Below are 13,338 nucleotides of genomic sequence, written 5' to 3'. Positions count from 1 at the left end.
TCTCAAGTTTTAGTAGCATCTGATAAGTTTTACAAGCTGTCATCGTCCTAAATAAAAGCTTAAATTTAATCACATCGATCGTAATCTTGTTGACAATGAGATTTATTATCAGAAAGTTACTGATGTGGTGTGAGATTTAGCTCCATGACAAAATCTTTATTCGTTCATTCCCTGGTGGTTGCGGCAAGCTTAGGCATTGCAACGAGTGCAACGGCTGCTGAAGTGGCAGAATTGACTGCTCAAGAACCTTTCAATCAAGTCACTTCGGTTTCCCAACTTTCCGACGTGCGCCCGACAGATTGGGCATTCCAAGCTTTGCAATCCTTAGTCGAACGCTACGGCTGTATTGCAGGCTATCCCGATCGTACCTATCGCGGCAATCGGGCTTTAACGCGGTATGAATTTGCAGCGGGACTGAATGCTTGTCTCGATCGTGTGAACGAACTGATCGCAGCAGCAACCGCTGATCTCGTGAAAAAAGAAGATTTAGCCACGTTACAAAAGCTGCAAGAAGAATTTGCAGCAGAACTGGCAACCTTACGCGGACGCGTTGATTCGCTCGAAGCTCGAACTTCCACGCTGGAGAAACAGCAATTCTCAACGACTACGAAACTCAATGCAGAAATCGTGCTTGGCGTTACTGGAGTCGCAGCAGGGCGCGATTTTATTCGCAGAGAATTCGATCCAGTCACAGGAACAAGTAATGAAGTTGTCGATCGCGTGTCTCGCAATACGATCGTCGGCAATCGGGTTCGTCTCAACTTCGATACCAGCTTTACTGGGCGCGACATCTTGAGAACTCGCCTCCAAGCTGCGAATCTTTCTGCTCTGCCCGCAGGCATCAACGGCAACACCCTGACCAATGAAGGCGCACTGCGCTTTGCAGGTGGAGAAAACAACGAACTGGGAGTCGATGCTCTGAACTATACGTTTCCCCTCGGTGAAAAGACCACCGTTGTCATCGAAGCGAATGCAGGTGCGATCGATGACTTTACCGATACGCTCAATCCGTATCTGGATGGAGATGGGGGATCAGGCGCACTCAGCCACTTTGGGACTCGGAACTCGATCTACTATCTAGGGAATGGAGCGGCTGGAACTGGGGTTGGAGTCCGCCACAAATTTAGTGATGCTCTAGAACTAAGCTTGGGCTATCTTGCGGGTGAACCTAGCTCTCCTGCGCCTGGAAATGGTCTATTTAATGGCTCTTATGGCGCGCTAGCACAATTGACCTTCCGCCCCAGTGAGCGATTAGGAATTGGACTCACTTACATTCATGCTTACAATGTCGATTTTTCTGGCAATGGCGCAGTCGGCAGTACCCGCGCAAACTTCCGATCGCTCGCTGAGAATGGTTTCCTTGCCGATGAAGTTCCAACATCTGCGAATGCGTACGGAATTTCAGCTTCTTTCCAAATTACGCCGCAGGTTGTTTTCAATGGGTCTGTCGGCTATACGAATGCTCAATCGTTGCAGCCTGGAAATCGAGGCGATTTGGACATTTGGAACTGGTCAGCCGGGCTTGCATTCCCAGATTTTCTCAAGAAGGGAAGCTTGGCTGGCATCATCGTAGGTATGGAGCCGAGAGTGTCGAGTAGCAGCGGCACATTTGGACAAGCAATCGGACGCGATCGCAATACCTCTCTGCACATCGAAGGCTTCTATCAGTATCAACTCACTGACAACATTGCGATCACGCCTGGGATCATCTGGTTAACAGCTCCAAACCATGACAATCGCAATGATGACATTGTGATTGGAACGATTAGAACGACTTTCACGTTCTAAGGCGAGACTGCTCTCTCTGATAGGGAGATGGGGAGATAGGGAGCAATCTGAATCTAGGTTCTCCCCACTCCCCACTCCGCAAAATGACAACTAAGTAGGGAGATGCAATTAATTGAAAGATCGTCGCTCTCGTTTGCGTCTCGCCCTGAACTGGAAGTTCGGGCTAACCGTGCGAACTGGGTTGAAACCCACTGAAGAAGGCGTTTTCATGGGCTGTTAGTCCCAGAGCGGACTTCGCGCCGTTAGCCCCGAATTCATTCCGGGGCGGGTGAACAACGAAACGAGAAAACTTGCCGAACTGATTATTAATTACGCCCATCTACTTAGGTTCTACGCCAAGCCTATATTTGCCACCAAAATCGCTCTCCCAACGATCGATTTTCCAACCTCCGATTCAATTCACGCGCCGTCGCCATTCCCGCCTGAAAAGCATTCTCAACCCGATTTCCCCCACACCAATCTCCCGTAAACATTAACGGTTGCTCGGTATCTGCAACCAGAAACGACTCCGGCAACGGTTGGATCGGAAAAGCATACCGCCACCGATGCACCTGCAACACTTCAGGACTCGTTAACCAAGGCAATCCGACCTCAGACGCTCGTTCTAGTAACCTTTCCCCAACTTTCTGAAGATCTAGATCTTCTAAGTACCGAGTTGCAAATGCTGCATTACTCTGAACTACAACTGCCGGCTGCACCGGATGTATCTGCTTCGTACTATCTAATCCAATCCATCCCAACTCCGAGTCAGCACAAATCAATGCTTTCCACGGCAATTGCTCAACTTCACTCTGTCGCTCTGCTGGATAAACCGCGATCGCACTAATACAGGGCGAATACTCAACCTGATTTAACTTGTCCCATTCATACAAGTGTGCCGCCTGTGGAGCCGGGATCGCGATCACCACGACCTGAGCCGAAATTGTTTCGCCTGATTCGCAGTGCAATTGCCAACCTGGTTTGATCTCGGTCACGCGATGATTCAGCTTTAACGTTAAACCAGCCGAGAGAAACTTCGCGATCGCCGAAATTCCCGTTGGCGAAACATAACAAGCTGCTTGAGATTCAGGAGCGCGGATCTGCCCGTCTACCCATTCGTGAATTCGATCTGTCCAGACTCGGCTAACTTGACGATCAACTAGCTGATCCAATAAATTCTGAAACTCATCCGACTTCGGCTTGAGATAACACACGCCATGATCGGCATGAGTTCCGTGGAGACGGCGCGTTGCCATGCGTCCGCCCAAACCCCGCGATTTATCCAGCACGACAACCTTATACCCGGCTTGGTGCAGCATTTGGGCACAAGTGAGACCGGACATGCCTGCACCGACGATCGCAATTTCAAATTGAGAATCTAACATATTGATGAAACCGTAAATTCCGAAGTACCGTCTTGCTTAGGTAGAATGAATCTTGACGCTGCATCGGGAGGAAAGTAACCAGTGGATGAGTTTAGAGCCGCATTGGAATTAGCAACAGATGATGAACTGCGCGAACTGACTGAAATCTTGTTTCGTCCCAAATTCAATCCTCTCGATTATGTCAATGCTCCTGATCCGATCGATTTGCAAAGCCTGTGTCGAGAAGACTGGCTTGATGCGATCGACGATCGTTTCCGCTTTCTCGCTGCCGATGGCATCACGGTCTTGCGCCGCAAAACTGGGCAAGTGAGCTATCGCCAAGTACTCATCCAGGTCTGCCGATATTTGAAATTGCCTTATTCAGCCTCAATGTCTACGACAGACTTAGAAGCAGAAGTTTTTCTCAGTTTATTAAACCGAGCTTGGAAGCAATTGCCTGCATCAGAACAAACGGCTTTAACGAACCGTATTCAGAATACTTTATCGAAAACTGATTTTGTTGCAGATTTGCCGCTGTCTCTACAAAAGAATCCGATGTCACTCGTGGTTAAAGGTGGCAGCGCTTTAGCGGTGAATACTGTTCTTCAGCCGCTCCTACTGCAACATATCGCCCGCCAGTTTGCGCTGCATTTTGCCCGCTATCAAGTGGCACAACAAGCGATCACCCAAGGCGGAATTGCTGCGGCAACTCAGATTCAAACTCAGGTTTCGATGCAGCTAGCTCGACGCGGAATGACGATGGCATCAGCGCGATATACAGCATCTCGTGCAGCATTTGCCTTTGTCGGATCAGCGCTTTGGGCTTGGTTTTTAGCGGATTTGGGATGGAGAGCGATCGCGACGAATTACGGACGAGTCATCCCAACAATTTTTGCGCTGGCTCAGATTCGCTTAACGCGATCGGAATGTTTTGAACCGATTTAGTTTAGAGATGAAAGCACTTCAGCCTCACCCCGATCCGAATTTCCAACGCCATTGGAATGTCGTGCAAATCGGATTATTTCTGCTGCCCTTTAGTGCTTTTTTGGGCGGCACTTCGATTTTGATGGTTGCGATCGCAATCTGGGTGAGAAAATTTTCGAGCTTAAGTCGTGAACCTGTCAATCGAGGCTTTGCGATTCTAGGACTGGTGATGATTGCAGCCGCTTGGTTTGCAGACGATCGCGCAAATGCTTTTCTTGGATTGTTCAATTTTTTGCCGTTCTTTTTCACGTTTGCAGCACTAGCTGATCTGATTCGATCGCCAAAACAACTCACGCAAATTGCTTGGATTTGGGTAATCACTTCTATCCCTGTCACTGTGATCGGGATTTTGCAACTGCTCAATTTCGGTAGTATGCCTTCGCTGCTGTGGGGGTTAATTTCTTGGAAAGTTTTCGCCGGGGGTAATCCTGTTGGGCGAATGGCATCGGTGTTTGAATATGCGACGATTTTGGCAAATTACTATGCGATCGTCTTCATTCTCAGTTTGGGATTATGGCTAAAAGAGCGCAGAAAACTCCTAATCGGAATTGTTTTACTCAACGCAATCGGACTCATTCTCACCAATTCTCGTAATGTTTGGGCGATCGCAGTTTTAGCCTGTCTAGCCTTTGCCCTGTATCAAGGCTGGAAAACTATCGTTGCCGCTGTGGGAGCGATCACAGGAATTATCCTAGGAGCCGCGTTTGCTCCAGACTCGATCGCACTGCCCTTACGCAAAGTTGTGCCAAGATTTTTCTGGGCAAGACTCAACGATCAAATGTACAGCGATCGACCTGTGAATCAACTGCGATCGACACAGTGGAAATTTGCCTGGAACATGACCGAACAGCGACCGCTAACAGGTTGGGGCTTGAGAAGCTTTGCTCGTCTCTACACTGAACAGATGCAGCTTTGGATAGGACATCCGCATAACTTATTTCTCATGCTCTCTTCTGAATCCGGTTTACTTGCTGCTGTAATGTTGTATGGACTCGTCGGTTGGATCATGGCACAGGGCATTTGGATTTGGAAAGCACTCTCCCCGACAAACCGCCCGATCTATTTCACGTTCTGGATTGCCTTTTTAGCCTGCACCTTGTTCAGTTTCTTAGATATCGCCCTGTTCGATGCGCGGATTAATTTGATGGGATGGGTGTTGCTTGCGGCGATTTGGAAGATGGAAGAGAGTGGAGAGTGGGGAGTAAGATTGCGAGGGTCTTAAACCTGCCTACTCCCTACCCCCTACTCCCCACTTTTTCTACTCCTGCTGCGCCCTCACCTGTGACATCAACATCTCCAACTGTTTCTTCTCGTTCTTCAGTTCTTCTTCCAACTCCTGAATCTGCTCGCGTCTCGCCTCAAGCTCGATCGCTCGTCTCGCCAACTCTTGGCTTTCCAGCGTCAAAGACTGCCGCCACTGTTCCGCCCGCTCTGTCTCCTGCTGCAAAAATGCAGGCGTAATTCCATACGTTAGATAGCGCTGAACCAACTCCAGCACCCAATCTTTCGCTTCGCGAATATCTAAAATCTGATTGCTACTCGAAATCTCAACCAAAACTAGCAAGCCATCCGCATACGTATTGGCTTCAGCCGAAAGAACCGTTTCTTCTTCCGGGAGCCTCGTCCAAACATGCTCAGACTTTTGAGCAGCCAATAAGCGCAATCCTGCCTTGCCTAGATAGCCTTTTTTTTGAACTTGCGCCAAGTGCAGCATTAATTTACTCTCGATATCATCTCAAAGGGAACGATGCAAGTCAGGGGTGTCTACAAGACGCTGGAGATGCTGCCTGGGCTGATTCGACAACATACTACGCTGTATCCCCGTTTCATCGCCCGTAGGTGCACTGACCTGATAAGTACCGTTATTGAACTGCCTCCGTTATAACCCGGGTGCTTCCACTATCTGTACCTAACATGACAGTATAACTTTTCCGTTTTCTCTGGCGATGCTCATTCTCCCTGCCTCATCGAATTAAAAAAAAAGACGCTAGATTTCAGCGTCTCTTGTTGAAAAATTAAGAATTGATAAATTTATAGGCGATCGAGCTTCGACTTGAGAATTTCTGCCTGTTTTTCTGCTTCGGCTAATGCATCGCGATTTGATTGCACCACTTCAGGCGGTGCTTTATCCACAAATTTCGGATTACTCAAGCGTCCCCTCAAAGATTGAATCTCGGCATCGACTTTCTTCAAATCCCGCTCAATCTTAGCTTTCATCGCTTCAAAATCGACCAGTCCAGCCAGAGGGATCGAGATTTTCACAGTTCCAGTAACCCCGACGATCGTTTGAACATCATCTATTTCGACATTATCCGCTGCTTCCGAGATCTGCGGTTCTTCAACGGGTGCAACTGCGACGATTGGCGCAGGTTCTCCAATCACTTCACGAGTAAAGGTTTGCACTTGCTTGAAGAAAACTTGGCGATCGTCTTTGTTCCAGAGTCGCGCTTTGGTAACCCAGATTGTATAGATAATCCCAACCACTTCAAGGAATGGTGCGAGCAATGGAATTTCGTGAATTCCACTGGTGACTGTCGCAGCAATCTTAATGGCGAAAATAATCGAGCCAATCAGCAACAGCGACAACAAAATGTTCTGATTCTTGGCAATAAAAGAACCAACGATGTCGAGAGCCATGACTAAAACTGGAGCATCGTCCGCGATCGCACTCGCTTTCGGGGCAGATACGGTTCTAGCAGGCTGATCTGCCGTACTCGTAATCGACAAGGTTTCAACTCTTGCCAAGTCTTTGATATAAGACTGTCCCGCAATCAGAGTTTGCTTTTCTTGCGGATCTTCGGTTTGCATCGCAACCGTGATTCTCGCTCCTGGCTTAATTTCCGCCCCGGCTCTCAAGTTCCGAATTGTGCGAATCGAGTTGATAATCAGGTCAAACTGCCGCTCTAAGTTGGCATCGATCGCACTTACGTCTGGGTTCGGATAAGGTTGGAGCGCTAACGATTCTGTGTCAGGCGCTTGAGTCAGCGTGTGCCAAATCTCTTCGGTAATGTGTGGCATAAACGGATGTAAGAGTTTCAGCGTTCCTTCCAACACATACGCCAGAGTTTGCTGAGCCGCCAAACGCGAAGTTGTCGGCTCTCCTTGTAAGCGCGATTTTACAAGCTCGATATATTGGTCGCAAAAATCGCCCCAAATGAACTCATAGAGACTCTTTGCGGCTTCTCCGAATCCATAGCGATCGAGCGCTGTTCGGACATCCTGCGCCACTTGATGAAATCGCGACAAAATCCAGCGATCGCTCAACTCCAACTGATCCGGCGCACCCAATTGAGCGGGAGTCTTCCCGTCCAAGTTGAGCATGACGAACCGCGACGCATTCCAAAGTTTGTTGGTGAAATTGCGCGAGGCTTCAACTGTTTCGGATTCATCGGTTTTGCGATCGTATGCGATGCGAATGTCTTGCCCTGCACCCGTCACTTCTCGAATCAGGGTATATCTCAGCGCATCCGTGCCATATTTATCGATCAAGATTAGAGGATCGATGCCGTTGTTGGCAGATTTCGACATCTTTTTATTGTTCTCATCCCGGACTAACCCGTGAATGTAGACATCCTTAAACGGCATTTGTCCGGTGAAATGTCCTGCCATCATCGTCATCCGGGCAACCCAGAAAAAGATAATGTCGAATCCTGTCACCAGCGTGGCAGTGGGATAGTAGCGCTTGTAATCCTCGGCATCGGTATCCGACCAGCCCAACGTCGAAAAAGGCCACAATCCAGAAGAAAACCAAGTATCCAACACATCCGGATCTTGCTCAATCTGAACCGATTCGCCAAACTGCTCGATCGCTTTCTGTTGCGCTTCGGCTTGAGATCTCGCCACAATAAACGGCGTATAGTCGGTGATCTCCCCATTGGTTTCACTCACTGCATACCAGGCTGGAATCTGATGTCCCCACCACAACTGCCGCGAGATACACCAATCTTTCAAACTCACCAACCAATCGCGATACACTTTCGTCCAGCGATCGGGCACGAATTTCGGAGAAGTCTGATCGTCTAAAAACGATAACGCCCGACTCGCCAGCGGCTCAATTTTGACAAACCACTGCGTTGACAGTAACGGTTCAACGGGAACTTTTCCGCGATCGCTATACGGAACCGTGTGCTTATACGGCTCAATTTTCTCTAAACAGCCTTCTTCTTCCAATCGTTTGACAACATTTTTACGAGCGACAAAACGATCTTGTCCCTGGAATTCTCCAGCATTCTCATTCATCGTGCCGTCTTTGTTCATCACATTGATTGACGGCAATTTGTGACGCTGACCCATCTCGAAATCGTTTGGATCGTGAGCAGGCGTGACTTTTACGCAACCTGTTCCGAAACTTGGATCAACGTGATCATCTCCAATAATTGGGATTTCGCGATATACCAGCGGCAAGATCAGCGTTTTACCGATCAGATGTTTATAGCGATCGTCATTCGGATTCACTGCAACAGCTGTATCTCCCAACATCGTTTCCGGTCGAGTCGTTGCCACAACTAAAAAACCGTCTCCATCCACGATCGGATATTTGAAGTACCAGAGATTTCCGTCTACTTCTTTGTTTTCAACTTCGAGATCTGACACAGCAGACTGACTGGACGGACACCAGTTGACTAAATAATTACCGCGATAGATCAAGCCTTCGTCGTGCAGCTTCACGAAGGCATCTAACACCGCAGCTGAAAGTCCTTCATCCATCGTGAAGCGTTCACGCGACCAATCGACGGACACCCCTAAACGTCGAAGTTGATTCACGATCGTGCCGCCGGATTCGGCTTTCCATTTCCAGGCACGTTCTAAAAACTGCTCGCGCCCTAAATCATTGCGCGTCTTACCTTCTTCTTTTAATTGCCGCTCCAGAATCGTTTGAACCGCAATACTCGCGTGATCGGTTCCAGGTAGCCACAGCGTATTCTTACCGAGCATCCGCTGATATCGAATTAACACATCGATCAGCGAACTCTCAAAGGCGTGACCCATATGTAAGCTACCCGTGACATTTGGTGGCGGAATCACGACACAATACGGCTCGCCAGGTTGACTCGGATCAGCCTTAAAGACCTGATTTTCCTCCCAGAACTTTTGCCATTTCGCTTCGGTGGTGCTTGCGTTGTATTGAGTTGGGAGAGAGGCAATCATGAGAAGTTTTAAAAAATCGGGGACATTTAGCCATCATAAACGCTTCTCAGCGTGAGCAGGCGTTAAAAATGGGCACTCCTTTTCAGAAGCGCCCATCGATTCAGATTGAATGAAATCTCTAGTCGATGAAGCCCATGAGCGTCGAAGGATCGTCAACATCGTTTGTGAAAATCGGTCGATCGCCCGGCAGTTTCTCAGCGTGCATCAAGCCGGATGCGCTTGCCATCACGGGACGATCGCCCGCTAGGGTCAATGCCGAGACAGAATGGAAATCGCTGTAAAAAATTGGACGATTGCCAGGCAGCATTTCAGCGACTTTCAAATTGCTTGCCAGAATGGGACGACCATTCAAAATCGTGCCGAATACTGCAAGATGGCTTGCTTCGATCGGGCGTTCACCGGACGAAGTAATGGTGCCAACAATTTCGATATCACTGGGCATGACGGGACGATTCCAAATCGAGAGACTGGGAACATCGCTACGAATTTCAATCGCGCTACCGTTTCCTTCAGCGGGAGTTGCTGTTGCTTCGATCACGTCTGCGTTACTCATAGGAGGTTCCTCCGGGATTGATTCTTTTGGAGTTGATTCTGTGGATGCTTCTTGAAAATCGCTGTCTAAAGCGGTTTCTGAAATGGGGTCAGTCGGTTCGCTGACTTCGGGTTGTTCACTGACGATGGGCGGTTCGTTAACTTCTAGCGATTCGCCAACGTCTGGACTTGGAGATTCTGAAGTCGCTTCTGGGGTCTCAGCCGGAGCAGGAGCCGAACTCTCAGGAGTTTCTGTGACCTTCGCGGCAGTGCGTCGATTACTGGTCCTGCGAGTACTGGTTTGAGTTCTGCGGCTGGTTGCCATCGCGCCATAACCTCAATATTGTTTACAGAATTACACTGTGCCAACCACCGGAAGAGTTTACCCAGGGCGCAGTATGTAAATTAGAAAATTACGATTCTTAGGAGATCATTATAAATTAAAGCGTTGCTTCAGATTGCATCAGATTCCGAAGCAGAACTTATCAAACCGATTAGTCGATCGCAACTCATTGCCGCGTTTCAGCTTCCCTTCGATCCGGATCAAGACTCAAGCACGAACTTTTCAAGATGCTTTGACCAAAACTGATTCGCTACGCGAGTTGAGTCGATTCAGACCGAACGCGATCGTCCAAAACCTTTATGACGAAATTTCTGACAAAAAAGGGACGCATTTCGCGCCCCATCATCATCATTTCAAATGGTTCTAGACATTTGCAGGCACTTTTGTTGCACCAGCTTGATTGGTCAGACGCTCGTACGTTGCACGCATCTTCAGACCCGTCAACACCTGGAACAAGCCTGTTCCATTGTTAGAGCCAGGATACTCACGGTGTTGCAACAACAATTCGGTTACTTCCCCGTTGTACTTCGCAGAAGTCTTGCTCAAATGCTGTTCGATGTAGATGACTTCTTCGAGCTTGTCGAATTGACCATCCACTTCGAGCACCGAAACTCCGTGCTTGTAGTACACATCCGGTCCGTAGTGCATTCTGATGCCGGGATATGAACAGGTCAGCTTCCGTCCACAAGGAGTCCAATCGATCGTCGAACCCTCATCAAACAGATAAACCGGGTCGTAGCCTTCAATGCCATCGCGTTGAATCATTTGAACACGCAGAACTTTCCGTTCTTTGTCCTCTTTGATCAACTGGGTCGGCAACACCTGAATCACAACATCTGCAAACTCTTTCTGCGGATCAATGTACGCATCAAAGTCAGGTTTGCGTGAGTTAATTTGTGCCAACACATCTTCGTAGCTATGACCACGCTCAGCCATATCGCGTTGAATCTTCCAAGCGATTTTGACTTCATCGCTAATGTCGAGATAGACGCTGAAATCAATCAAGTCGCGCACGCGCTTGTCATACAGCGGATGCAAGCCTTCGATCACAACGATGTGGTTCGGTTCGATCTTCTCAGGTGGATCAATTTCCCCGGTTTCATGGTTGTAAATCGGCTTATCGATGGTTTCTCCACTCTTGAGCGCTTTGATCTGCTCTGCCATCAGGTCAAAATTATTTGCCTTTGGGTTGAGTGCAGTGATGCCCGTTTCCTTGCGTTGTTTCCGATCCAGACTGTGGTAGTCGTCCAGGCAGATGACGGTGACGAAATCTTCCCCAAACAAATCTGTGATTCGGCGCAGAAACGTGGACTTACCGCACCCGGAGTCTCCGGCAACGCCAATCAGAACCACGCGGTCTGGCTTACTGGTCATAAGTTTCCTCTAAAAACAAAAAGTCAACGACGTTTTTTTGGGTCAGCCAGGAGAGTCTGGACTGTCTCGATAGCACTCTACCCTCACAAGTCACAGCACAAGGGTCTTTGGGCAAGAGCGATTGCCACAAAAAAACACCCTGCAAGCAGCCCCGCAAAGGCTCAAGGCATAGCGTAAGTATTTAGTACTATCAGCTAAGGGGATTCTACCAAATCGCGATCCCACGGACAAGGCTTAAAAGAACTTAAAATTTGAAATTATTTTTTATTGTGAAATTAAAAAGATTAATCTGAGTTTTATATTTTAGAGTGATCGAACGGTTCCAAGCCTCTGTAAAGTAGGGACGGTAGCGAAGTTGTCGCGTCCGATACGGTCTTGGCAGGTTGGGGAAATTTGCGATCGATCCCCAAACCATGCATATTTATGTAAATGGGCAGCTTGCAGCACAATTCATTCTAAATTAGGTCGGAGAAACACACAGCGATGTATTATTCCAGCGCGTCGGGTGCTGCGAACACCCAATCGGGGAACCGAGTTTTTCGGTATGAGGTCATTGGTTTGGGTCAAAGTGACGCAGACGGTTCCTCAGGTTCCACGGTTCGGAAAAGCGGGAGCACTTTTTTTAATGTCCCTTATAGCCGCATGAATTCGTTTATGCAGCGGATCTCCCGAATGGGGGGCACGATTGTTAGCATTCAGCCTTTAGATGCAAACGGCAGTGGCACTGGAAACGTTACTGTTGAACAGAAAGCTCCTGCGATCGCGCAGGAAAATGCTTCTGCGAGCAGCTCAACAGGATCTAAGCCGATGACACAAGCCAAGGCTAAAAAACACGCAGATGTTCCAGTCAACATTTACAAGCCGAACAGTCCGTTTATCGGGAAATGTATTTCTAACGATGAATTAGTGGGCGAAGGCGGAATTGGAACTGTCCGTCATATCAAATTTGATATTTCAGCAGGCGATCTGACTTATGTAGAAGGTCAAAGTATTGGGATTATTCCTCCCGGTCTTGACAAGAATGGTAAGCCAGAGAAGCTGAGACTGTATTCGATCGCATCGACTCGCCACGGCGATGATGTGGATGACAAAACCGTGTCGCTTTGCGTGCGCCAACTCGAATACAAGCACCCTGAAACAGGCGAAACTGTTTATGGGGTTTGTTCGACCTATCTCTGTAACCTAGAGCCAGGTGCAGATGTGAAGATCACAGGGCCGACCGGAAAAGAAATGCTCTTACCGGAAGAGACCGATACGAATGTGATCATGATGGCAACCGGAACCGGGATTGCTCCGATGCGGGCATACTTGTGGCGGCAATTCAAAGATAACGAGAGAGCAGCGAACCCCAACTATCAGTTCAATGGTTTCTCTTGGTTGATCTTCGGGATTCCCACCAGCGCAAATATTCTCTACAAGGGCGAACTTGAAGAGATGGCGCAGAAGTATCCGAATAACTTCCGCTTGACGACTGCGATCAGCCGTGAGCAGCAGAATAAAGATGGCGGCAGAATGTACATTCAAGACCGCGTCGCTGAAAATGCGGCTGAGTTGTACAAGCTGATGAAAGATGAGAAAACTCATACCTACATTTGCGGTCTGAAAGGCATGGAAGATGGTATTGATGCCGCTCTCGGTGCTGAAGCTGCAAAAGAAGGCGTGGAGTGGAAAGAGTTCCGCAGCGCGATGAAGAAAGCAGGTCGCTGGCACGTTGAAACGTACTAGAGTTCTGTAATTTTTAGCATAAGAAACCGGGGAAACTGAAAGGTTTTCTCGGTTTTTTGTTGAGATCCCACTCCCCACTCCCTACTCCCTACTTCTCTCACC

At 48.4% G+C, this 13,338-nt stretch carries 9 protein-coding genes; 4 read left to right on the top strand and 5 right to left on the bottom strand.

Features of this window, described 5'->3' with window-relative positions; all coding sequences use genetic code 11:
* The first annotated feature begins 144 nt into the window (after positions 1-144).
* The gene (locus J0L70_RS12975; protein ID WP_287454871.1) at positions 145-1,788 is read left to right on the top strand and encodes an iron uptake porin; all 1,644 of its coding nucleotides are present in this window, start codon (positions 145-147) and stop codon (positions 1,786-1,788) included.
* A 341-nt stretch (positions 1,789-2,129) separates the two neighbouring features.
* Here J0L70_RS12975 and J0L70_RS12970 read toward each other — a convergent pair whose 3' ends face one another.
* Positions 2,130-3,152, bottom strand: a complete 1,023-nt coding sequence (locus J0L70_RS12970; protein ID WP_287454870.1) for an NAD(P)/FAD-dependent oxidoreductase — start codon at positions 3,150-3,152, stop codon at positions 2,130-2,132.
* A gap of 81 nt (positions 3,153-3,233) precedes the next feature.
* Between J0L70_RS12970 and J0L70_RS12965 the strand changes: the two genes are divergently transcribed.
* Both J0L70_RS12965 and J0L70_RS12960 read left to right on the top strand, forming a co-directional pair.
* A complete protein-coding gene (locus tag J0L70_RS12965) occupies positions 3,234-4,076 on the top strand; it encodes a YaaW family protein (RefSeq protein WP_017287234.1) in 843 nt (280 codons plus the stop codon).
* The gene (locus J0L70_RS12960; protein WP_287454868.1) at positions 4,063-5,337 is read left to right on the top strand and encodes an O-antigen ligase family protein; all 1,275 of its coding nucleotides are present in this window, start codon (positions 4,063-4,065) and stop codon (positions 5,335-5,337) included. Before J0L70_RS12965 ends, J0L70_RS12960 begins: the two co-directional genes overlap by 14 nt.
* 36 nt (positions 5,338-5,373) lie before the next feature.
* On the opposite strand, the gene J0L70_RS12955 is transcribed toward J0L70_RS12960, so the two are convergent.
* The 4 genes from J0L70_RS12955 to J0L70_RS12940 all read right to left on the bottom strand — a co-directional run bounded on the left by J0L70_RS12955 (position 5,374) and on the right by J0L70_RS12940 (position 11,511).
* Positions 5,374-5,829, bottom strand: coding sequence for an HmpF-related protein (locus J0L70_RS12955; RefSeq protein ID WP_017287232.1), 456 nt, complete (start codon positions 5,827-5,829; stop codon positions 5,374-5,376).
* A 317-nt stretch (positions 5,830-6,146) separates the two neighbouring features.
* Positions 6,147-9,263 (bottom strand): valine--tRNA ligase, encoded by a 3,117-nt coding sequence (locus J0L70_RS12950; protein WP_287454867.1) that lies wholly within the window; start codon positions 9,261-9,263, stop codon positions 6,147-6,149.
* Positions 9,264-9,381: 118 nt separating this feature from the next.
* Positions 9,382-10,119 carry a hypothetical protein gene (locus J0L70_RS12945; RefSeq protein WP_017287230.1) on the bottom strand — a complete coding sequence of 246 codons (738 nt, stop codon included), beginning with the start codon at positions 10,117-10,119 and terminating at the stop codon, positions 9,382-9,384.
* A 381-nt stretch (positions 10,120-10,500) separates the two neighbouring features.
* Positions 10,501-11,511, bottom strand: a complete 1,011-nt coding sequence (locus J0L70_RS12940) for a phosphoribulokinase (RefSeq protein ID WP_017287228.1) — start codon at positions 11,509-11,511, stop codon at positions 10,501-10,503.
* 483 nt (positions 11,512-11,994) lie between these two features.
* On the opposite strand from J0L70_RS12940, the gene cpcD/petH reads away from it, so the two are divergent.
* The gene (gene cpcD/petH / locus J0L70_RS12935; protein ID WP_026148517.1) at positions 11,995-13,236 is read left to right on the top strand and encodes a bifunctional rod-capping linker CpcD/ferredoxin--NADP reductase PetH; all 1,242 of its coding nucleotides are present in this window, start codon (positions 11,995-11,997) and stop codon (positions 13,234-13,236) included.
* Positions 13,237-13,338: the final 102 nt, after the last annotated feature.

This window comes from Leptolyngbya sp. UWPOB_LEPTO1 (assembly GCF_017302695.1).
Classification (GTDB): Bacteria; Cyanobacteriota; Cyanobacteriia; order Leptolyngbyales; family Leptolyngbyaceae; genus Leptolyngbya; species Leptolyngbya boryana.
This window is presented reverse-complemented; position numbering and strand designations above follow the sequence as displayed.

What these genes read in the sequence shown, in the direction of transcription:
- J0L70_RS12940 (WP_017287228.1), bottom strand. Translation starts at nt 11,511, where the DNA reads ATGACCAGTAAGCCAGACCGCGTGGTTCTGATTGGCGTTGCCGGAGAC.
- cpcD/petH (WP_026148517.1), top strand. Translation starts at nt 11,995, where the DNA reads ATGTATTATTCCAGCGCGTCGGGTGCTGCGAACACCCAATCGGGGAAC.
- J0L70_RS12970 (WP_287454870.1), bottom strand. Translation starts at nt 3,152, where the DNA reads ATGTTAGATTCTCAATTTGAAATTGCGATCGTCGGTGCAGGCATGTCC.
- J0L70_RS12955 (WP_017287232.1), bottom strand. Translation starts at nt 5,829, where the DNA reads ATGCTGCACTTGGCGCAAGTTCAAAAAAAAGGCTATCTAGGCAAGGCA.
- J0L70_RS12950 (WP_287454867.1), bottom strand. Translation starts at nt 9,263, where the DNA reads ATGATTGCCTCTCTCCCAACTCAATACAACGCAAGCACCACCGAAGCG.
- J0L70_RS12975 (WP_287454871.1), top strand. Translation starts at nt 145, where the DNA reads ATGACAAAATCTTTATTCGTTCATTCCCTGGTGGTTGCGGCAAGCTTA.
- J0L70_RS12945 (WP_017287230.1), bottom strand. Translation starts at nt 10,119, where the DNA reads ATGGCAACCAGCCGCAGAACTCAAACCAGTACTCGCAGGACCAGTAAT.